19 protein-coding genes are annotated in these 20,103 nt (G+C 64.7%); 1 reads left to right on the top strand and 18 read right to left on the bottom strand.

From position 1 onward, the window contains the following. Positions 1-4: 4 nt before the first annotated feature. The 18 genes from WCZ84_RS00710 to metE all read right to left on the bottom strand — a co-directional run bounded on the left by WCZ84_RS00710 (position 5) and on the right by metE (position 19,043). Complete coding sequence (locus WCZ84_RS00710; RefSeq protein ID WP_372684330.1) at positions 5-850, bottom strand: type II secretion system F family protein; 846 nt, start codon at positions 848-850, stop codon at positions 5-7. Between the two features lies 1 nt (position 851). After that, on the bottom strand, positions 852-2,555 hold the full coding sequence (locus tag WCZ84_RS00705; protein WP_372684329.1) for an ATPase, T2SS/T4P/T4SS family: 1,704 nt from the start codon (positions 2,553-2,555) through the stop codon (positions 852-854). A gap of 1 nt (position 2,556) precedes the next feature. Further along, positions 2,557-3,966, bottom strand: coding sequence for a type II and III secretion system protein family protein (locus WCZ84_RS00700; protein ID WP_372684328.1), 1,410 nt, complete (start codon positions 3,964-3,966; stop codon positions 2,557-2,559). Further along, complete coding sequence (gene cpaB / locus WCZ84_RS00695; RefSeq protein ID WP_372684327.1) at positions 3,963-5,009, bottom strand: Flp pilus assembly protein CpaB; 1,047 nt, start codon at positions 5,007-5,009, stop codon at positions 3,963-3,965. Before cpaB ends, WCZ84_RS00700 begins: the two co-directional genes overlap by 4 nt. 2 nt (positions 5,010-5,011) lie before the next feature. Continuing rightward, on the bottom strand, positions 5,012-5,758 hold the full coding sequence (locus tag WCZ84_RS00690; protein WP_372684326.1) for a hypothetical protein: 747 nt from the start codon (positions 5,756-5,758) through the stop codon (positions 5,012-5,014). Beyond that, positions 5,755-6,465, bottom strand: coding sequence for a hypothetical protein (locus tag WCZ84_RS00685; RefSeq protein ID WP_372684325.1), 711 nt, complete (start codon positions 6,463-6,465; stop codon positions 5,755-5,757). The genes WCZ84_RS00690 and WCZ84_RS00685 overlap by 4 nt, the downstream gene beginning before the upstream one ends. Position 6,466: 1 nt before the next feature. After that, entirely contained in the window at positions 6,467-7,813 is a 1,347-nt protein-coding gene (locus tag WCZ84_RS00680) for a hypothetical protein (protein ID WP_372684324.1), read from the bottom strand. Continuing rightward, entirely contained in the window at positions 7,800-8,030 is a 231-nt protein-coding gene (locus WCZ84_RS00675) for a hypothetical protein (RefSeq protein ID WP_372684375.1), read from the bottom strand. Before WCZ84_RS00675 ends, WCZ84_RS00680 begins: the two co-directional genes overlap by 14 nt. 219 nt (positions 8,031-8,249) lie before the next feature. Beyond that, complete coding sequence (locus WCZ84_RS00670) at positions 8,250-8,957, bottom strand: fumarylacetoacetate hydrolase family protein (RefSeq protein WP_372684323.1); 708 nt, start codon at positions 8,955-8,957, stop codon at positions 8,250-8,252. 11 nt (positions 8,958-8,968) lie between these two features. Beyond that, the gene (ppa, locus tag WCZ84_RS00665; RefSeq protein ID WP_372684322.1) at positions 8,969-9,508 is read right to left on the bottom strand and encodes an inorganic diphosphatase; all 540 of its coding nucleotides are present in this window, start codon (positions 9,506-9,508) and stop codon (positions 8,969-8,971) included. Between the two features lie 33 nt (positions 9,509-9,541). Continuing rightward, on the bottom strand, positions 9,542-10,927 hold the full coding sequence (locus WCZ84_RS00660; RefSeq protein WP_372684321.1) for a heme biosynthesis HemY N-terminal domain-containing protein: 1,386 nt from the start codon (positions 10,925-10,927) through the stop codon (positions 9,542-9,544). A 2-nt stretch (positions 10,928-10,929) separates the two neighbouring features. Next, on the bottom strand, positions 10,930-12,210 hold the full coding sequence (locus WCZ84_RS00655) for a uroporphyrinogen-III C-methyltransferase (RefSeq protein WP_372684320.1): 1,281 nt from the start codon (positions 12,208-12,210) through the stop codon (positions 10,930-10,932). After that, on the bottom strand, positions 12,207-13,010 hold the full coding sequence (locus WCZ84_RS00650; RefSeq protein ID WP_372684319.1) for a uroporphyrinogen-III synthase: 804 nt from the start codon (positions 13,008-13,010) through the stop codon (positions 12,207-12,209). Before WCZ84_RS00650 ends, WCZ84_RS00655 begins: the two co-directional genes overlap by 4 nt. Before the next feature lie 29 nt (positions 13,011-13,039). Continuing rightward, complete coding sequence (gene hemC, locus WCZ84_RS00645; protein ID WP_372684318.1) at positions 13,040-13,984, bottom strand: hydroxymethylbilane synthase; 945 nt, start codon at positions 13,982-13,984, stop codon at positions 13,040-13,042. Positions 13,985-13,995: 11 nt separating this feature from the next. After that, positions 13,996-14,877, bottom strand: coding sequence for a succinate--CoA ligase subunit alpha (gene sucD, locus WCZ84_RS00640; protein WP_372684317.1), 882 nt, complete (start codon positions 14,875-14,877; stop codon positions 13,996-13,998). 21 nt (positions 14,878-14,898) lie between these two features. Continuing rightward, a complete protein-coding gene (gene sucC / locus WCZ84_RS00635; RefSeq protein WP_372684316.1) occupies positions 14,899-16,059 on the bottom strand; it encodes an ADP-forming succinate--CoA ligase subunit beta in 1,161 nt (386 codons plus the stop codon). Positions 16,060-16,112: 53 nt separating this feature from the next. Next, entirely contained in the window at positions 16,113-16,697 is a 585-nt protein-coding gene (locus WCZ84_RS00630) for a DUF2889 domain-containing protein (protein ID WP_372684315.1), read from the bottom strand. 48 nt (positions 16,698-16,745) lie between these two features. After that, positions 16,746-19,043: a 5-methyltetrahydropteroyltriglutamate--homocysteine S-methyltransferase gene (gene metE, locus WCZ84_RS00625; protein ID WP_372684314.1), complete on the bottom strand. Its 2,298-nt coding sequence runs from the start codon at positions 19,041-19,043 to the stop codon at positions 16,746-16,748. A gap of 102 nt (positions 19,044-19,145) precedes the next feature. On the opposite strand from metE, the gene WCZ84_RS00620 reads away from it, so the two are divergent. Next, positions 19,146-20,057 carry a LysR family transcriptional regulator gene (locus WCZ84_RS00620; RefSeq protein ID WP_372684313.1) on the top strand — a complete coding sequence of 304 codons (912 nt, stop codon included), beginning with the start codon at positions 19,146-19,148 and terminating at the stop codon, positions 20,055-20,057. Positions 20,058-20,103 lie beyond the last annotated feature (46 nt).

Genomic DNA, 20,103 nt, shown 5'->3' with positions numbered 1-20,103 from the left:
GTGCTCAGATGTCGATGCGCGTGATGCGCCGGATCCAGAACATGCCGATCAGATCCAGTACGATGAGCGCCGACAGGACGAACCACCCATACCAAGTGGTCCACAGCAGAGACATGGCGTCGGGCTCGAGCCGAGCCAGCACGATCACCAGCAGGACCGGCAAACCCAGCATGATGTGACTTTGCAGGCGGCCCTGTGCCGTCAGCGCGCGGACACGCCCGATCCAATGCTGGCGCATGCGCAATGTCGTCGCCATGCTCTCGAGCGTGTCAGCCAGGTTGCCGCCCGTGCGCAAGGCGATCCCGACCGCTGATACGAACAGTGCGCAGGACTCGGTCGGCATTCGAGTACGCAAAGCGTCGAGTGAGGATTCCAGGCTCATGCCCAGGCGCTGCTGACGCAGCATCAGGCCCAGTTCTTGGGACAGGGGTACGGGCGATTGCGCCGCCAGATGCTGCAGTGCCGGCTGCAGACCCGATCCGGCACGCAGCGCCCCCGCAAGCGCCAGGATCATGTGGGGCAGTTGAGCATCGAAGCGCTCGACCCGGCGACGCCCGAACTGTTGCAGGATGAGCCTGGGCAGGATCGCCAGTGCGACGAATACAGGCCATACGCCCCACCAGCGGCCCACGACCCAGGCAAATACGACGGCCAGTACCGCCAACAGCCCCATGAAGGCCAGCCACACCCGACGTGGATCGATAAACAGAAACGAGGCATCGAGCGTATGCCGGGTTTCCTCATCCACACGCTGTCTGTAGGCCTGCCAACGGCGCTCGGCCTGGTTCATCAGCAGCCAGGCCCCGATCGCCAGACAGAGCCCTGCAGGCAGCCACATCAACCACCACATGCTAACCTCCGAAACGCGGCGGTGCGCCGGCAGCCGTTGGCGCGGGACACACGGTATGCCCCGTGAAAAGTGCTGGATCGAGCGCCTGGATGTCTTCGAAACCCCGTGGCAACAGGCCACAGCCAGAAAACACAGCCGGCGGCCCCGGTTTGCCCAGATAGATATCCTGCAGCTGAATGCGGCCGGCCTCCATGCCGGTGACCTGCACGATGGCGCTGATCAACCGGCGGCCATCCGCGACCCGCACGAGCTGAACCAGCATATCGATACTGGCTGCGATATGCTCGCGAATGGCGGCCAGGGGCAAATCCATCCCGGCCATCAGGATCATCGTCTCCAGGCGCCCCAGGGCATCGCGCGGGCTGTTTGCATGCAAGGTGGTCAACGAGCCCTCATGCCCTGTATTCATGGCGGCCAGCATGTCGAAGGCTTCGGCGCCGCGGCATTCTCCGACCACGATCCGGTCGGGGCGCATGCGCAGCGCATTGCGCACCAGATCCCGAATTTCGACCCGGCCCCGCCCTTCGAGATTGGGCGGCCTGGCCTCCAGGCTGACCAGATGCCCATGATTCAGGCGCAGCTCGGCGGCATCCTCGATCGTCAGGATACGTTCGCCGGCCGGGATGGCATTGGACAGTATGTTGAGCAAGCTGGTTTTTCCAGAACCGGTTCCGCCGGATACGACGATGTTCTTGCGGTGCCGGACACAGAGCGTCAGGAAGCTTGCCATCGCCTGATCCAGGGTACCGGCGTCCAGGAGGTCTTGCATGGCCAGGCGACGCAGCGGAAATTTTCGGATAGTCAGGCTGGCTCCCCGCAGTGCGATCGGGGAAATCACGGCATTGACTCGGGAGCCATCGCGCAGGCGGGCATCCACCATGGGCGAACTGTCATCGATGCGTCTTCCCAGCGGCGTGACGATACGCTCGATGATCCCGAGCACGGCTTGTTCGCTGCTGAAGCAGGCGCTGGCGCGCAGCAGGCGCCCGGCGCGCTCGACAAAGACCTCGTCGTGCCGATTGACCATGATTTCGGAAACATCGGGATCAGCGAGCAAGGGCTCGAGGGGGCCCAGGCCGACGGCTTCATCGACCAACGCCCGGACCAGCGCATCACGCTCGACACCAGTGGCCGGGTGCGGCTGGCCCGACAACAGCTGGTGCAGAACCGCCGTGGCTTCGGCCCGCAGGGCATCGTGACTCATGTGGCTGATATCATGGCGGCGCAGCTGCAGGGCGGCGATCAGCTCGTCGTGCAAATGCTGCCGCATCGCCTTGTCCTCGGCGGACCACGCCATGACCGAAACGGTTTCAGACGGCCCCGCGTCGGCATGAGATGGCGCATCAGCCAGGTTCGTACCCGATTCGCAGGGCGGTGGATGCTCGGACGAATCCTCGCCGCCGGCCGGCCCCTCGGCGGCAAGAAGGCGGATCAGGCATGGGCCGATCAGCAACTCGTCGGTGGGGCGCAAAGGGCCATGGGTGGCCACCCGGGTGCCGTTGACGAACGTGCCGCCCAGCGACCCGAGGTCTTCGACCCAGATCTCGCCCTGGCGATCCACCAGGCGGGCATGGTGGCGCGCCACACGCCAGCCTCGCAGAACCAGCGCACACCCTGACTCGCGCCCGATCAGCAGGGGCAGCGCATGCTGCGCCTGCAGTTGGCGCCCGTCTTCAAAGGATAATTGCAGCTTGACCGATCTCATTTCAGCGCATCCCGATGGGCGGGACCGCCCGCCATTGCGAGCCTGGGCCGGGCGCCCGGGGATTCCAGCGCTGCTGGGTGCTTGAAGGCGGGGCGGGCCGCGCGCCGCGGATGGGATTGATCAGCGTGGGTTCTTCGCTGAAACCCTGTTTCACGATGCCGATGGCACGCTGCACCCGCTCGCCCAGATCGGGATGATCGGCCATTACCACATGCGGGGTGACCAGTATCACCAATTCGGTTTCCTGGCGCTGGCTGCGAACCGACCGAAAAAGCGAACCCACCAGCGGCACATCGCCCAGGCCTGGCAGCTTGTCCACATTGCGGGACTGGTCGCGGGACAAGAACCCGGCCAACACCAGCGTTTGCCCCGAACGGACGTTGAATTCCGTGGCCGTGCGCCGGGTCTTCAGTGATGGCCCGCCCGGCACCGAGAGCGAAGAGTCGATCGAGCTGACCTCGACCTCGATACGCGAACGCACGGCCCCATTGCGTTCAATGGAAGGTGTGATGCGCAAGGACACCCCATAGGATTTGAATGAGGTCTGGGTATTGCCATTGTGGTCTGTCGTACTGTAGGGAACCTCGCCGCCGGCGAGAAACTCTGCGGTCGCGCCACTGCGCGCAAGCAGCTGGGGCTGCGCGAGGACCAAGGCCTGACCCTCCTGGGCCAGCAGGTCGATGCGCGAGGCAAACAGTGCGTTGATGCCGTAGTACCCCGCCGCGGGTGCCGCAGGAAACGGCAGGGGCAGTACGCTCTGGCCGGGTCGGTCGGCAAAGCGCCGCGATCCGCCGTCGAGCCCCAGGCCGACGGTGGCGCCGCCGCCACTGTGCGATTCCCAGCGCACGCCCAGCTCACGCAGCAGGGTTCTGGGGACTTCCACTACCTGTACGTCCAGCAGGACCATTTGGTCCCAACCCATGGTGCCAGTGAAATCCAGCAATTGTGGATAGCGGCGCCCCAGCTCGGACAGCCGCTGCCGATCGCTATCGGACAGCTCATCGCCTTCGACGACCAGCTTTTCACCCAACACGGATACCCGGACACCCGGAATGCGCTCGACCAGGCTGCGCAACTCGTCCTGAAGCTGGCGGGCGCCTTCCGGCGCCACCTCGACGGCATAGCGCTGCACCTTGCCATCGGCCGTCCAGACGTGCAAGGTGGTAAACCCCATGTTGCGCGCAAATAGAATCACTTCACGGTCATCCGTACTGACTGCATTGAGAATCTTGCCATCGCCCACCGCGACCCGGGCAACGCCAGGTATGCCCAATACGCGCACCTCCCCCACTTGCAGCGCCAGCGCGGTTTCAGGAACGGCCTGCGCCGCCATGACCGCCGGGAGCAGCAGCAGCCATGCCATCACCACGGTGCAGCAGCAGCCGATTCGGGCGCACACTTGGATGCTCATGGAAATTCCTCCTCATCCGGACCGGCCGGATCGATGGCGGGCAGGCGCTGATCGAACGGCCCTTGCAACTGCGGCCAGGCACCGGCGTTCGCCTGGGGATAGAGATCTGTATCCTGGGCGCCAGGGCCATCGGCCGAGGGATCCGCCGCGACACCGCTGCGCTGCCACGCGGTGCTCAGTTGCAGATCGGCGGGCATGTCGAACCAACCGCTACCGGGGCGGGCTACCGGCCTTTCGGTTCGGGCCCAGGCAGGCAAACCCCGTGCCCCTGACGAGCCATACAGAATGACCGCCTTGCGCGCCGGCTGCGGCGGCGGATTGGCCACCCCCAACAGCGAAGCAAGATCTCCGCGAGCGGCCAGCCGGTTGGCTTGTGCATCGCCCGGGTGCCGAAGAATCGCGGTCAGGGAGCCGGCCTGACGGGCGGCCACCAGCTTGATCACATCCTCTGGTGCCGCATCGAGCGTGATCGTGCTGTAAGCCACCGCCTCCGGCTGCCCGGAAACCTGGGTTTCATGGCCCGTAGCCAGAACTTGCACCCCTTGCAGCAAGGGTGTCGTAAGGCGCTTGCGTTGGTGGTCGAACGAAACATAGAGATCGATCAGGTCGCCGGGTTGCAGCAGGCCAGACAAAGAATTGACCTGATCCACCGGCAGTGTCACAGCGCGCCGTCCGGGCGCCAGCTGCTCGGAGAATGCCTCGGACGGCGGCCGCACATGCGCGAGCAGGAGCGGATTGCCCGCCTGCACGTCTGCCGTCAGCACCCTGCCCTGCAGTTCGAGATGGCGCGCGGCTGGCAGAGTATCGCTGCCCGCCCAGCGGACCGGGAACGCGCGCACTGCGAGATCGGCTGGTTCGAGCCGGGTGCCGGCCAGCATGTCGCGGGCCGCGACAATGCGCTCGACCATTTCGAGACGCGCCTGCCGCTCGATGGCCTGGACCCGCTCGCGCACATGCTGACCCAGCAACACGGCGGCCAGCAATCCGCAGAAGGCCGCCAAAATGCCCAGGAATACAGGGCGCGACGGAAGTGCAAGCCGCATGTTCATGAGCCCTCGGGACGCAGCCAAAATACCAATGCCGTTTCTTTGCCGAGTCTGCGAACGAGCACGTTGAGAACCGCGTTGAACCGTGGAAGCAGCCAGTCTGTCGAGAAGCGGGGGTCATCGATGTCCGCATCTGGGGTATCCGCTGCCTTCGCGCGCCTGGGCACGGACCGCTGCCAACCCTGCGCCTGCAGGCTCTGGTGGACCTGCATGACGAGAGGGCGGGCGCCTATTGGGCAGCGATAGATCATCAGTTGCTCCCGGCCCGCAGAAGCCCGAGTGGACATGCTGAGTACCCGCGAGCAAACCGGTGGCGCAAGCGTTGACAGGCTCTGCATTGCAGGCTGAACAGGCCTGGGAGAAAGGACCGACAGCACCCCGTAGGTGCCCGATGCAGTGGGTTGCAGGCGAACGAGCCAGTGTTGACCCTGCCAAAGGCCGGACAGCTGCAGACCTTCGATGGAAAATTGCATCCGATCGAAGCGCCGACCCAGGCGTGCCGCGAGCGCGTCCACAACCGCAGGTATGCCGTGCGCGGCCTTGAAAGGCCGCACGTCGAGCGATGCGGCCGGCCAGTCGAAGCGTTCGGGGTCGGCCCACGCCCAATCGGGCCCTGTAGGCAAACCAGTGTCGTCCCAAGAGAACGTGCCCGCCCGGCTGGCGCCGACCTGGAGCCCGAATACGAGCGGCAGCATGACCAGCCAGTACATCAGGCGATGCAGGCGGTTCAACAAGGCGCGGTTCATGGTGTGTCCTCGAGATAGCGGGCGGGAATCCGCCCGACCCAGGATGACAGCCAGTCCCAGTCTGGTTGCGCGCGCCCCCAGGCCTGATCGACCCCAGCCATGCGCTGGCTGACCGCCTGCCCGGCCCCCCGGGATGGCTCCGCCATGCTTCGCCAGGCGGCTGCACTGCGCCCCAACGTGTCTTGCACCGCCGCATCGGAATGCGCGGCCCCAGAACCCGCAGCAATGGCTGTATGACGGTGCAGGGACAAACCCAGTTGATCGAAATCGCGCAAGGTGCCCGTCGCCGTTGGTAGGCCGCGCGTGGTGAGTGAAACGTGTGCCCGCCAGGGCAGCGCATCGCCCAGCTGCAACTCGGCCCGCAACGCAGCGGCGATCGGCAGGGGATCACCGATCTGCGCAAAGGGCGGTGTCTCGACCTGGTCGAGACTGACCCGGGGTGCGCCAGCCGCCCGTGCCTGGCCATCCCGGCCTTGCCAGCGGTTGCCGGGGCCAGACAGATCCTGTTGCACCTGCAAGTCGATCATGAGAGGCTCGAGCCCTTGATAGGCATGGGCAAAAGCGGCATGCCGGCTGGCGTGATCAAGCTGCTGGCGGATATCCTGCAACTGGCCCAGCCAGCCGATCGCAATCCAGAACGAACCCAACCCGCCCAATACCAGCAACGCTTCGATCAGCGCCTGGCCCGCTTGTGCTTGACAGCCCATGTCATTCCCCTGCCGGCTCATCGAGCCCCGACGCGAGGCGGGCCAGCCAGTACGGATGAAACAGGTTGGGGGTTTCACGCCGACCATCCAGGCGGATATGTGGCCTTGAAAAATGGCTTTCCGCCGCGCTGCGGGCCCTTACGCGTCGGCCTTGCGGCCCGGTACGCTGTGCCCGCACCACGAACCGGGCCTGACCCTGATGCCCGAAAGACGCCTGGATATCCTGATGAGCAGCCAACCCGCGCCCGCCCCACACCTGCCGATCGCGCACGGCGTATGAATTGGCCAGGGGATTGGCCTGCCCGCCCGCCAGATCCCAGCCGGCGGCAGCCTGAACCCAGCGCCAGAAAGCCTGATCGGCAAAAGCGTCAGGCGGATTCTGGACATGGTCTTCAGCCAGTACCTGCCCGTCATGGGCGGGGAGCCAGGCCCAACCCATGGCGTATTCGCGGTAGTAACAGCCGATCCAGCGGTTGGAGCGCAGGGCATGAAAGGATTGGGTGTCGCCCGCCTGCCAGCGCCCTGCGGTGTCTATCCGGGTTTCGCCCCGACGCCGCAGTTCATGGCGCCGCGACGGGCAGCGTCCGCTGACAGGCCATGGATTGCGCGCGGTATATTGCCTGGGGCCCAGGAACCGGTAGGGGGCCGCCAGCGACGTGAGCCATGCAACCATGGCCGCATCGGGCGGCTGGCGCTGGACGAAACCGGGCCAATCGTCGTGCAGGATTTCAAGTTGCCAGGACAGCGTGCCGTCTTCAGGGTAATGGGCCGCCATGACCGCCTGCATCATCGCCATCCGGCGGTCGGGCAGCGCCTGTACCAGCACCGCCGCCAACGCCTGAGTCGTGTCATGCACAAAGGTTTCATGAGCCGCGTAGGCCTGGCGCAATGCACTGCCCTGGCGCGCCTGCTGCTCGAGCCCGACCGCCTGCGCGGCCGCCAGGTAGGCCTGCCCATGCGCGGGTCCGAATTCGAGGCCGATCAGATGAGCCGGCGGGTTGCCCTGTGCAAGGCGTCGGGCCTCCATGCCACCGAAATGCGCCCAGCTGCCCAGCGTGACCAGGTGGGCCATGGCCAGCTGGTGTGCCCATTGAGCACGGTGTAGATAGGACAGGAAATTGAGGGTGCGCGCCTGCACCAGCGCCCCGCTGTAGGCGGCCGCATCGAGCCCGTGGATGAGGCGGGTTTTTTCACCCAGGAGCTGCCCCATTGAAAACCGGCTGACCCAGGCCAGACCCACAATGGCGGCCAACAACAGCCCCAACGCCAGCACCTGCCCTTTCTGGCGGCGCGCGCTTGCGGCCGCTGGCCAGCCGGTGAGGCCGCCCCGCCCATCATTGAGCCGCATCTGCATTGCCGGTAAATGACTTGAGCGACTTGGCGGCCGCCTGTGCCGCCGCCGCGTCTGCGGCAGACTGCGCCATGCGGGATTGTTCCGAACCGTCTTCCCCGGCGATTTCTCGGGCCATCGCCGCGGTCTGTGCCCGTATCACCTGGCCGAAGAGCTGGTACACGGCAATCGCGGCGACTGCCACCAGCGCGACCACAATCACATATTCGACCATGGCCTGGCCCGCGGACCGGGCACGCCGCACGTTTGGCTGGCCTGCGACGGGATGCCGGATGAACGCAAGGGGATCGGGGATTTTCATGGCGGGCTCCGATTGGACAGGACGGGAGCCCAGTGTCCCGCAGCACAGAATCCACGGCTATTCGCGGAACCCGAAACGGATAAAAAAACCCCGATGCACGCATCGGGGCCGGTTTTGGGTTGGATACAGCCGCTAGACTACCTGTAACCGCAGCATGCCGAGCCGTTCGATGCGGGCCTCGAGCCGGTCGCCCACCTGGACGGCACCGACGCCCGCCGGCGTTCCGGTAAACAGCAGATCACCCGCCCGCAACTCGAACAGCGTCGAGAGATAGGCGATGGCTTCGGGCACCGACCAGATCATGTCGGCGAGATCCCCCGATTGGCGCAACTGGCCGTTGACCCACAGCTCGATCGCACCGGACGACAGGGCCCCCACCGCCCGCACTGGGTGCAAAGGCCCCATCGGCGCGCTGAAATCGAAGGCTTTTGCCGTTTCCCAGGGCCTGCCGGCTTTTTTCGCGGCGGCCTGGAGATCTCGGCGCGTCATGTCCAGCCCGATCGCGTATCCCCAAGGCGTCTGAGCCGCCTGCTCTGGCGAGAGGTTGCGCCCCCCCGAGGCCAATGCAACGACCAGTTCGACCTCGTGGTGCAGATCTGCGGTGGCTGGCGGGTATGGCAGATCGCCGCAGGCGCCTTCGGGCACGCTGAATGCTGCATCGGCTGGCTTGGCAAAGAAAAACGGCAACTCGCGCCCCGACGCCCCCATTTCACGGGCGTGGTCCGCGTAATTGCGGCCTACACAGTAGATGCGGCGCACCGGAAAGCGCGCCCCGGAGGCGGCGATGGCCAGGGTATGGACAGGTACCGAAGGAACGGCCGGATCACCAGGCGGCGTCATGACGAACGCGCTCAATTGGACGAACCGCCCGCAAAGCGCCTGACCGAAGCCATGATTTCTTCCTTGGCCGCCTCGAGCCCGGACCAGCCCTGGACCTTCACCCATTTGCCCTTTTCGAGATCCTTGTAATGCTCGAAAAAATGCCGGATTCGCGCCAACTCTTCGGACGGCAGGTCGTCCGTTGAGCGCAGGTGCCGATACGGCGGATACAGTTTGTCTGTTGGACAGGCAAGCAGCTTCGCATCCAGGCCCGCTTCATCTTCCATGTTCATCACGCCCAATGCACGGCAAGGAATGACCGTGCCCACTTGCACTGGAAACGGCGACAATACCAGGACGTCGACCGGATCGCCGTCCTCGGACAGGGTTTGCGGTATATAGCCGTAATTGCATGGATAATGCATGGCCGTCAGCATGAAGCGGTCGACGAACACGGCGCCGCTGGCCTCGTCGACTTCGTATTTGACCGGATCCGCGTTCATGGGAATTTCAATCACGACATTGAATTCTTCGGGGAGCTTGTCCCCCGGAGGGACCTGGTTCAGGCTCATTGGATTTCCTTGTGAATCAAAGAATGAAAAGTGTCAGCGATGCAGACCGCGATCCGACGTCTGCGACATGTCTACACCGGGTAAGGGCGCGCTGTCGAAATAGAGCTCTTCGGCGCGCTTGGGCGGGTTCGGTGCATCGGGCTCCGGCGGTGTCGCCACGCCATCGAGGCTCAGGTAGCCCGGATCATCGCGAATGTCTGCGGCAGGCAACATATGCCGTATGGTGGGAATTTCGGCATCTGCCGCCTCGCAGGCTTGACGCCAGTGCAACAATGCCGATTCCGGCCGCCCCAGGGCATCCTGGAGATTGCCCAACAACGCGTGCACGTGAGCATCTGAACGCAATGCCAGGCTGCGCTGCAGATAGTGCTCGCCCTGCCCCCAGAGTTCGGCGGCCAGGCACAGCTGCCCCAGCGCCGTCAGAAGGCCAGGGTGTTCTGGACTGGCCTTGAGCCAGATCTCGGCATGCCCGAGGCGTTTTTTTGCCTGATCGGCATCGCAGCGTGCATACGCGCGCAACAGCCGGTCGTCGAGCGCCTGATTGAGGGCGGCTTCGAGGATGCGCGCCGACTCGTCTGGATGGCCAAAACGCAACTGGGCATCGGAACCCGCCAAGGCGACCAGGGGATCGAGGCGCTCTGCGGCGGACAAGTCGCCCCAGAGGGCGCCCCAGCTGGATTCGGTGGCCTGGGACAGGCGCTGAACCGCCGCGTCGCAGATCAGGCGATGGGCGCGCGGCGCTTCGATGGCGCTGCGCCGCAAAAGCAGGCGGGTGATCTCGTAGACCTGATCAGCATGCCCAAGCTGGTGATGCGCCCGCAACAGCAGGCGCGTGCCGTGCAGAAAACGCGAAGAGGCATCCTGCAGGGGCTGCAGCAGTTCGAGTGCGTCCTGGGCGCGATTTTGATCCAGCAGCATCTCGGCCGTGACGGTATCGACCGCCTGACGCAGGCGCATGTCTGAAGCAGCGCCTTCACGCGCCAGTGCCAATGTCTGATCGCGCCGTGCGTATTCGCCCAGAAGATGCAAGGCACGCGCCGCACTGAGCCCGGCCAGCACTTTGCGGGGCACGGACCGTGTGCGCGCCATCAGCGCGCCCAGGTCCTTCTCGGCCTGGGCATACCGGCCCTCGAGCGCATTGATCCAGCCCTTTTCGAGCAGCTCGACATCGCGTTTCTGGGTTCGGCGGCCACGCCAGTCGCGCACCCGCTGGGGGCCGCGACCCAGCCATTCGATCAGGCGCAGTACGCCATGCAAGACGATGAAGGCCAGAATCAGCAGCGTGATGGCCAGCGAGATCGAAAGTTCGATCCGCCAGGGCTGCGCCAGGATCAATACATTGCCGCCGTGCTCGTTGAGCAGCAAGGCGGCCGTGACGGCGGCTGCGAACAGGATGAAGGTCCAGATCAAGGTCCGCATGGCTACCCCTGCCGGGAACCCGGTGCGGGCCGTTCGGGATGGGTCTGACCGGCCCCATCCGCCGGTGAACCGCCATCGGACACGGACGGCCGCAAAGCCGACTGCTCTGCCTCGCGCGCGGCCGCCAGGGCGGCGAGGCTGTTATCCAGGCCGGGCAGCTCGATCTCGATCGGCGTATCGTAGAGGTCTCTTGCAAGCTTCAGGGCCTGCCGCGCGGATGCATCGCGCATATCGTAGCGTTCATCGATCGCCGTCGCCAGGTGGGCGAGTTCGGTACGCCAGATCCGTGTCTGTTGCATGAGCAATGCCAGCTGAGCCATCATCACCCGCTGCTTGAGCGCCTCGCGGAAACGCAACGCCTGTTCCGGCGACATGAGCAATGCGGCCGGATCATCCACGCGCCGCACGTCCAGCAGCTCGCGCAGGTCGCGGGCGGCCAGCCGGGCGGTCTCCTGGACCTGATCCCAGGCCTGCCCGGCCAGCGCCTGCCAGCCCGCGCTCGTGGCTTCGGGATCGGCTGCGGCGGCGTCGCGAGACGCCGGTGCGCTAGACTGCGCCGGGCCCGTATCGGATGCTTCGGCCGGGGGTTCGGTTTTTTCGGGAACCAGCAGGGTCGCCGACCCCACCAGGTCGGACAGGCGATTGACCCGTTCGGACAAGGCGGGCAGGTTGATGGTAGAGACGGCGCGCAGCCGGTCGATGTCGCCATTGATCGATTGCTGCAGGGCTGCCAGCGCAGGCCGGTTGGCGCGCGCCAGACGCGCCTGGGCGGACTCGAGCGAGATCAGGGCGTTGGCGACATTGCCGCCCATGGCCAGCTGTTGCTCGGCCATGGCCAACAAGTGATCGATGTCATTGAGCAAGAGCAGGTCGGAACCGCTGTCGGTCATGAGCTGCAAGGCCTGGTCGAGTTCCTGGACCTGGCCGTTGGTGGCCTCGAGGGTCGCCTGCAGATCGCGCAGTTGCGCAGCCTGCTGACGCACCTGGCTGAGAGCCTGGTCGGCTTGCTCGCGGGTGCGGTCGATCAGCTGCTGGTAACTGGCCCGCTCTTGCTGTGCATCGGCCTGCAGGGCACGATATTGCTGATTCTGATAATACAGGGCGCCCCCCAGAACCAAGGCGAGCAGGATCAGCAAAACCCCCAGGATCAGTGCACCGGCTGAACGCTTGCCCGACGCGGCCCGCCCTTCGGTTGCCTGACGGACCGAGGCATCCGGGGCTGGGGTGGCCGATGGAGCGGGTTCGACAGCAGGCGCAGACGAATTCTTGTCGGTATCGGTCATGAGGATGGCGGGTTCCTAACAGATTGTGCAGCAGCCAATATAGCGCGAAACAGCGAGGATTCATCTGGATCGCTGATCGTGATGGCCAATGGTTCCGCAGAGGCTTGTTCGCAACGCCATTGTAAACGGCGTGCGATTCTTTCGTGCAGCGTCACCACGGCCAGCCCGGTTGCCGGCCACGAGAAGCCATGAAACGTCAGGCTCCGGTCGATGGCATCCAGCGCCTCCAGACTGGTCAGCAATAGCACGAGCGCGCCCCCCCGTGCCAATCGGCGGGCCACCGGCGCTTCCCACAACACGGGTACGCGATGATAGGCTGCATGGCAGGAAACGGTCCACCTGCGGGCACGCAGCTGATCGGCCAGCCAGTCGCGCCCATGCTGGGCGCGGAATACGTAAGCCCGACCTGAATCAGGCAGACGGGCCAGCAGCACGTCGAGCAAATGCTCGGAATCGGGCGCGCAACCTGGATCCGGAGCCAACACATGAGTGGCAGGTATTTGGCCGCGCAAGGCCTGCGCAGTGGCCGCGCCCACAGCCGCGGCCCAGGCGCCGGGCAACCAGCCGGCATGGTGGCTGAAATACGCATCGACGGCCTGCCGGCTGACGAAAATACCCAGTTCGCCAGGCTGCGGAACCGGGCAGGCTTCGGCGACGGGCTCGATGCGCAAGGCAGGCGCATCCATGACGATCAAGCCGTCGGTGCGCAGGCGACGGGCCAGGCTTTCGTTACGGCCTGCCGGACGCGTCAGCAAAATGTCGACAGCGTCTGCGTCATGACCGGCGGGTGTCTGGTCCATGAGCGCCGATGGAAATGAAGGCCCGCCGATCAGCGCGCCGCCGCCTGCGTCAGCCTGGCCAGGATCTGATCGGCCCCTTGTGCCAGGAGCGCCTGCGCCAGCCGGATGCCCAGCGCCTCGGCCTGTTCCGGAGTGCAGCGGCCTTCGGCCCGCAGACAACACGAACCATCCGGTTCGGCGACCAAGGCCCGCAGAAAAATTTCCCCGGCCTGCCACACCGCATGCGCAGCCAGCGGTACCTGACAGGAGCCACCCAGCGTGCGCGATACCGCCCGTTCGGCCTGCACACAGATCTGCGTTGCCTCGCAGGCCAGGGGCGCCAGTATGGCCGCCAGGTCACCACGCGAGGCCAGTACCTCGATCCCCAGGGCCCCCTGGCCAGCAGCCGGCAGACACCACTCTACCGGCAGGAATGAGTGGATCCGTTCGGCCAGGCCCAAGCGCTGCAACCCGGCTGCAGCCAGGACGATGGCCGAATAGTCGCCCCGATCGAGCTTGGCCAGGCGGGTATCCAGATTGCCGCGCAGAGGTTTGACCTGCAGGTGCGGATAGCGCGCACGCAGCTGGGCCTCGCGCCGCAGACTGGATGTTCCCAGCACGGACCCCGCCGGCAGGGCTTCGAGCCCACCCGGCACCGGGCAGACCAACGCATCGCGCGCATCGGCGCGCTCCAGGACCGCGGCCAGACGGAACGGCTCGGTGAGATCTACCGGCACGTCTTTCAGGGAATGCACGGCGAGATCGGCGCGGCCGTCGAGGAGCGCGAGCTCGAGCTCTTTGATGAACAACCCCTTGCCACCGACCTTGGACAGGCTGCGATCCAGGATCTGATCGCCGCGGGTCGTCAGTTCGAGGAGGTCTACCCGACACGCGGGATACAGGGCCTGCAAGCGGCCTTGTACATGACGAGCCTGCCACAGCGCCAGGCGGCTGGCGCGGGTGGCGATCACCAAACGCTCGGGGGTCGGAGACATGGCCGGGAGCCCTACAGTACCGACTTGAGCAGCGTGCCCATTTCGGACGGATTGCGGGTAGTGCGTATGCCGCAGGCTTCCATGACCTCGAGCTTGGCGTCTGCCGTATCGGCCCCCCCTGAAATCAAGGCGCCGGCATGACCCATGCGCTTGCCTGCCGGCGCCGTGACGCCAGCGATGAAACCCACCACCGGCTTGTTCATGTGATCCTTGGCCCAACGGGCTGCATCGACCTCATCCGGGCCGCCGATCTCGCCAATCATGATGACGGCATCGGTTTCAGGGTCGTCGTTGAACATCTTGAGCACATCGACGTGCTTGAGGCCATTGATCGGATCGCCGCCGATACCCACGGCACTGGACTGGCCCAGCCCCAATTCGGTGACCTGCGCCACGGCCTCGTAGGTGAGCGTACCCGAGCGGCTGACGATCCCGACCCGGCCTCTGCGGTGGATGTGCCCGGGCATGATGCCGATCTTGATCTCATCGGGTGTGATCAGGCCCGGGCAGTTGGGCCCGAGCAGCAAGGTCTTGCGGTTTTCATCGCGCATGCGGTTGCGCACTTCGAGCATGTCGCGCACCGGGATCCCTTCGGTGATGCAGATGACCAGCTCGAGATCGGCCTCGACGGCTTCCCAGATGGCCGCCGCCGCACCGGCCGGGGGCACGTAGATGACCGACACCGTGGCGCCGGTGTCTGCCTTGGCCTCTTGCACCGATGCGTAAATAGGAATGCCTTCGAAATCCTGGCCGGCCTTCTTGGGATGCACGCCCGCCACGAAAGCCGCCTGGCCGTTGGCATATTCGCGGCACATGCGCGTGTGGAACTGGCCCGTTTTGCCGGTAATGCCCTGGGTGATGACCTTGGTATTCTGGTTGATCAGAATCGACATGAATATTCCTCTGAATGCTTTTTATTGTGCAGCGGCAACGACGGCGGTCGCCGCATCTGCCATGGTATCGGCGCTGATGATGGGCAAGCCGGATTCGGCCAGCATCTGCTTGCCTTTCTGCTCGTTGGTGCCTTTCATTCGAACCACCAGTGGCACGTCGAGATCCACGGCACGACAGGCCGCGATGACCCCCTCGGCAATGACGTCGCAGCGCATGATGCCGCCAAAGATATTCACCAGGATGGCCTTGACGTCTTTGTTCGCCAACATGATCTTGAAGGCCTCGGTGACTTTTTCAGCGGTCGCGCCGCCGCCCACGTCCAGAAAGTTCGCCGGTTCGCCGCCAAACAGCTTGATACTGTCCATGGTGGCCATCGCCAGGCCGGCCCCGTTGACCAGGCAGCCGATATTACCTTCGAGCTGGATATAGGCCAGGTCATATTTGCTGGCTTCGATTTCTGCCGGGTCTTCTTCATCGAGGTCGCGGTAGGCCACGATCTCCGGATGGCGAAACAAGGCGTTCGGATCGAAGTTGAACTTGGCATCCAGCGCCTTGATGTCGCCGTTGCCTTCCAGGATGAGGGGGTTGATCTCGGCCAGAGAGGCGTCGGTATCCCAGTACACCTGATACAGCTTCTTGAATTCTGCCGCCGCCTTGGCCACCGAGGCGTCGGGCACACCGATCCCGCGCGCCAGTTGTTCTGCTTCTGCATCGGTGAGGCCGGCGACTGGATCCACGAAGACCTTGAGGATTTTCTCGGGGGTCTTTTCGGCCACTTCCTCGATTTCCATGCCCCCCTCGCTGGACGCCATGACGCAGACACGCTGGGAGGCCCGATCGGTGACGATGCCGACGTAATATTCCTTGCGGATGTCGGCGCCCTCTTCGATCAGCAGGCGCCGCACCTTTTGCCCCTCGGGCCCGGTTTGGTGGGTCACCAGCTGCATACCCAGGATCTCGTTGGCCAGCGCACGCACCTCGTCGATGGAACGTGCCAGTTTGACGCCCCCGCCTTTGCCCCGGCCCCCTGCATGGATCTGTGCCTTCACGACCCAGACGGAGCCCCCCAGTTGTTCGGCCGCCTTGACGGCTTCGTCGACCGTGAATGCAGGGATTCCGCGTGGGACTGTCACGCCAAACTTCTTCAGCAATTCCTTGCCTTGATATTCGTGAATTTTCATGAAAGCGTTACCTGTGAAGGGATGGAGAAAAAAACGGGCCGGCCGGCCAGACGTTACCCTGCGTCCAGCGCTGGGGGCTTGGGCTCTGGTGCATCGGGTCCTTCGTACCAGTCCGGGTGATGCACGCGCACCACCGGGCCGTCGACCCGCAGCGCGTGGCAGCCATCGAGCTCAAAAGGCCGTTTTCGGGAGACGGGCCGCACGCGCCTGCGCCCCGCCATTGTTTGTATGGCTGCGGTGGGCAGGACCTGCGCCAATTCGGTGACGTGCGTGCAGCCAGCCGTACGGCCAAAGCGCTCACGCACGGCATGGCGAAAGCGCCGCAGCAGGTTGAGCCCCACCAGATTCTCGTATGCCGGTGCGATGGCACTGCAAAAATCCCCGTACGGCGCGGCTTCATACGCCACCTCGGCCGCCGTGATGGTGTAGTGTTCGTCGATGGTGATGCGCAGCAACATGTGGTGCACCGGCTCGCCCGCCCGGTGCAGGCGGCCCGACCGTTTGGGGAAGTCATAGGCTTTGGTGTCTATGAGCTCGGCTTCGAGATCCCATAGGCCATCCTCCCGTTCATACGACTGGATGTGTATGGAACGGCGGTGCAAAGGCTCGCGGGCGCAATCGGGGGGAGATAAGGGCATCGAAAGGCTTGATGTCTGTCAAACCTTTCGGATTATATACGCACCCCGTCAGGCCGCCTCGCGCAGGATATGCGCCGCCTGCACCATGTGTTCCAGCGCCGCCCGCGTTTCGGGCCAGCCGCGCGTCTTCAGGCCGCAATCCGGATTCACCCACAGGCGCTCGGCCGGCAGATACCGAGCGGCCTTGCGCATCAATCCGACCATCCAGTCCTGCTCCGGCACGTTCGGCGAATGGATGTCATACACGCCCGGTCCGATATCGTTGGGATACGCATACGCTTCAAACGCATCCAACAGTTCCATGTTCGAACGCGACGTCTCCATGGTGATGACGTCCGCATCCATGGCGGCAATGGCCTCGATGATGTCATTGAATTCCGAATAACACATGTGAGTGTGGATCTGTGTGGCATCCTGCACGCCGCCCGTGCTCAAGCGGAAACAGTCGACCGCCCAATCCAGATAGGCGCCCCAGTCATCGCGACGCAAGGGCAGGCCCTCGCGAAACGCCGGTTCGTCGATCTGGATGACCCGTATGCCCGCCTGTTCCAAGTCCAGCACCTCGTCGCGCAGCGCCAGCGCAATCTGCCGGCACGTCAGATCCCGCGGCTGGTCATCGCGCACGAACGACCACTCGAGGATCGTCACCGGCCCGGTCAGCATGCCCTTGACCGGCTTGTCGGTCAGCGACTGGGCATACGAGGACCACGCCACGGTCATCGGCGCCAGGCGGCTGACATCCCCGTAAATCAATGGCGGCTTCACGCAACGCGAACCATAACTCTGCACCCAGCCATACGCAGTAAACGCAAACCCGGCGAGCAGTTCGCCAAAGTACTCGACCATGTCGTTGCGTTCGGGTTCCCCATGGACCAGGACATCGAGCCCGATATCCTCCTGGAACCGGATCACCCGCTCGATTTCGGCGCGTATGGCTTTTTCGTAGGCGGCGTCCCCCAGTACACCGGCACGCCAGTCACGCCGCAGGCGCCGGATTTCCGCCGTCTGCGGAAACGAGCCAATAGTGGTCGTGGGGTAGGCTGGCAGGTGCAGGCGCTGCTGCTGAGCCTGGATGCGCTGCGCGAACGGCGGCCGTTGGCGCTGGATCGTCGCCGATCCCGCAAGGCGACGCGCCACCTCAGCGCGGTGGATGCGCCCCGAGGCCCGCCGCTGGCGCACGGCGGCCCGCTGGCTCTCCAAGGCCACCCGATCGTCCTGGCTGAGCATCCCATCCAGCAGCGCACCCAGCAGGCGCAGTTCGCCCAATTTTTGCGTCGCAAACGACAGCCAGCTGCGTAATTCGGCGTCCAGCTCGGTCTCGAGATCCAGGTCGATGGGCACATGCAACAAGGCGCAGGACGGCGCCAGCCACAACCGTTCGCCCAGGCGCCGGCGGATCGGATCGATCACGTCGCGCAGGTGGTCCAGATCGGCGCGCCAGACGTTGCGCCCGTCAATGACGCCCACGGACAGCACCTGATCGTCTCGCACGGCGTCCACGACCGCCTCGAGCTGTTGCGGCGCACGGACCCCATCGACGTGTATGCCCTGCACCGGCAATGAATGCAGCAGCGGCAGCTTGTCGATCACATGATCAAAATAACTGGTCAGGAGCAGCTTGGGCCCGTGGTGAGCCAAGCGCCCGTAGGCTGTCTCGAAACCCGACAGCCAAGCAGGCGGCAGGTCGAGCGCCAGGACTGGTTCGTCAACCTGCACCCAGTCCACCCCCTGGCGGTGCAGGCGCTGCAGAACCTGCTCATAGACGACCAGCAGGCGCGGCAGCAAATCCAACTTGGCTGGATCAACGGCCCCGCCGGCATAGGCGTCGCCCTTGCCCAGCCACAGCCAGGTCAGCGGACCGGGAATCACTGGCCGCGCACGGTAGCCCAGGGCCTGCGCTTCGGCCACCTGATCGAACAAGTCCTCGCGGGCGATCCGATAGGTTTGCTGCGGATGCAGCTCGGGCGTGATGCAGTGATAGTTGGTGTCGAACCATTTGGTCATCTCGCACGCATGCGCCGGCGTGCCCGACGGCGCACGACCGCGTGCCATGCGAAACAGGGTGTCCAGGCTCACGCCGGTGCGTTCATCTTGCGCAAAACGAGCCGGCACGGCCCCCAGCAGACACGACCATTCGAGAATATGGTCATACCATGCGAAATCGCCGACGGGTACCCAATGCACGCCAGCCTGCGCTTGAATCGCCCAGTGTCGTGCCCGCAACGCCCGCCCTGTATCGAGAAGCGCCGCCTGGTCGATGCGGCCGGCCCAATAGTCTTCCAGCGCGCGTTTCAATTCACGCTGCGCACCGATCCGAGGAAATCCTAAATTATGAATAATAGTCATGTTCTTACCAGATTAAATTACTTTTTCTCAATAACTGGTATTCTGCCTCAAAGCGTCCCCGATAAAAAATCAAATCCCACAAGCAATACTTGAGAAATATTCATGTTAGAAGTCCGCCACCTTGAAACCATGCTGGCTATCCGCGAAGAAGGCAGCCTGCAGGAAGCCGCCGAACGGCTGCACCTGACGCAGTCCGCGCTGTCACACCAGCTGCGCGACCTCGAAGTGCGGCTGAAGATTTCGCTGCTCAACCGGCGCACCCGCCCGGCGCGCCTGACCACCGCCGGACTGCGCCTGGTAGCGCTCGCAGAAGACGTGCTGCCGCGCATCCGGGCCGCCGAGCTGGAGCTGTTTCGCCTGTCGGTCGGGCGCGCCGGGCGCCTGCACGTGGCCATCGATTGTCACTCCTGCTTCCAATGGCTGATGCCGACCCTGGACACCTTTCGCAAGGACTGGCCGGAGGTCGCCCTGGACCTGACGGCCGCCTTCGCGTTCGCCCCCCTGCCCGCCCTGGTTCGCGGCGACGTGGACGTTGTGGTGACGTCGGATCCCCAGCCCCTGGAAGGAATCCGCTATACCAGCCTGTTTGCCTACGAACTGGTGCTGGCGGTCGCAAGCCGAAGCCCATTGGCGCAGGCGGCCCGCCTCGGCCCTGAAGACCTGGCAAACGAAACGTTGATCACCTACCCGGTAGACCGCAGCCGGTTGGACGTGTTTACAGGATTCCTTGACCCTGCCGACGTGGAGCCGCGCGCGCTGCGCACGGCAGAGCTGACCCCCATGATCGTGCAGCTGGTGCTCAGCGGACGCGGCGTGGCCGCCCTGCCCAGCTGGGCGCTGGATGAATATCGCGATGTCGCCGGCCTGACGGTCTGCCGCCTGGGCGATGGCATCTGGCGCACCTTGCAGGCCGCCATCAGGCTGGAAGACGAAGCGACGCCGTACGTGCAAGCCTTCGTGAAACAAGCGCGCGAGACCTCGTTTGCCACTTTGCCGGGCATCCGGGCCCCCTGAACGGAGCGACGATCAAACGCGCGTGAAGGCAGCCGCGCCAGGCCAC

The sequence above is a fragment of the Castellaniella sp. genome, from assembly GCF_041675725.1.
Classification (GTDB): Bacteria; Pseudomonadota; Gammaproteobacteria; order Burkholderiales; family Burkholderiaceae_B; genus Castellaniella.
This window is presented reverse-complemented; position numbering and strand designations above follow the sequence as displayed.

Bases quoted from the DNA above. Each gene is read 5' to 3' on its own strand.
- WCZ84_RS00710 (WP_372684330.1), bottom strand. From the start codon at position 850: ATGTGGTGGTTGATGTGGCTGCCTGCAGGGCTCTGTCTGGCGATCGGG.
- WCZ84_RS00705 (WP_372684329.1), bottom strand. From the start codon at position 2,555: ATGAGATCGGTCAAGCTGCAATTATCCTTTGAAGACGGGCGCCAACTG.
- WCZ84_RS00700 (WP_372684328.1), bottom strand. From the start codon at position 3,966: ATGAGCATCCAAGTGTGCGCCCGAATCGGCTGCTGCTGCACCGTGGTG.
- cpaB (WP_372684327.1), bottom strand. From the start codon at position 5,009: ATGCGGCTTGCACTTCCGTCGCGCCCTGTATTCCTGGGCATTTTGGCG.
- WCZ84_RS00690 (WP_372684326.1), bottom strand. From the start codon at position 5,758: ATGAACCGCGCCTTGTTGAACCGCCTGCATCGCCTGATGTACTGGCTG.
- WCZ84_RS00685 (WP_372684325.1), bottom strand. From the start codon at position 6,465: ATGGGCTGTCAAGCACAAGCGGGCCAGGCGCTGATCGAAGCGTTGCTG.
- WCZ84_RS00680 (WP_372684324.1), bottom strand. From the start codon at position 7,813: ATGCGGCTCAATGATGGGCGGGGCGGCCTCACCGGCTGGCCAGCGGCC.
- WCZ84_RS00675 (WP_372684375.1), bottom strand. From the start codon at position 8,030: ATGGTCGAATATGTGATTGTGGTCGCGCTGGTGGCAGTCGCCGCGATT.
- WCZ84_RS00670 (WP_372684323.1), bottom strand. From the start codon at position 8,957: ATGACGCCGCCTGGTGATCCGGCCGTTCCTTCGGTACCTGTCCATACC.
- ppa (WP_372684322.1), bottom strand. From the start codon at position 9,508: ATGAGCCTGAACCAGGTCCCTCCGGGGGACAAGCTCCCCGAAGAATTC.
- WCZ84_RS00660 (WP_372684321.1), bottom strand. From the start codon at position 10,927: ATGCGGACCTTGATCTGGACCTTCATCCTGTTCGCAGCCGCCGTCACG.
- WCZ84_RS00655 (WP_372684320.1), bottom strand. From the start codon at position 12,210: ATGACCGATACCGACAAGAATTCGTCTGCGCCTGCTGTCGAACCCGCT.
- WCZ84_RS00650 (WP_372684319.1), bottom strand. From the start codon at position 13,010: ATGGACCAGACACCCGCCGGTCATGACGCAGACGCTGTCGACATTTTG.
- hemC (WP_372684318.1), bottom strand. From the start codon at position 13,984: ATGTCTCCGACCCCCGAGCGTTTGGTGATCGCCACCCGCGCCAGCCGC.
- sucD (WP_372684317.1), bottom strand. From the start codon at position 14,877: ATGTCGATTCTGATCAACCAGAATACCAAGGTCATCACCCAGGGCATT.
- sucC (WP_372684316.1), bottom strand. From the start codon at position 16,059: ATGAAAATTCACGAATATCAAGGCAAGGAATTGCTGAAGAAGTTTGGC.
- WCZ84_RS00630 (WP_372684315.1), bottom strand. From the start codon at position 16,697: ATGCCCTTATCTCCCCCCGATTGCGCCCGCGAGCCTTTGCACCGCCGT.
- metE (WP_372684314.1), bottom strand. From the start codon at position 19,043: ATGACTATTATTCATAATTTAGGATTTCCTCGGATCGGTGCGCAGCGT.
- WCZ84_RS00620 (WP_372684313.1), top strand. From the start codon at position 19,146: ATGTTAGAAGTCCGCCACCTTGAAACCATGCTGGCTATCCGCGAAGAA.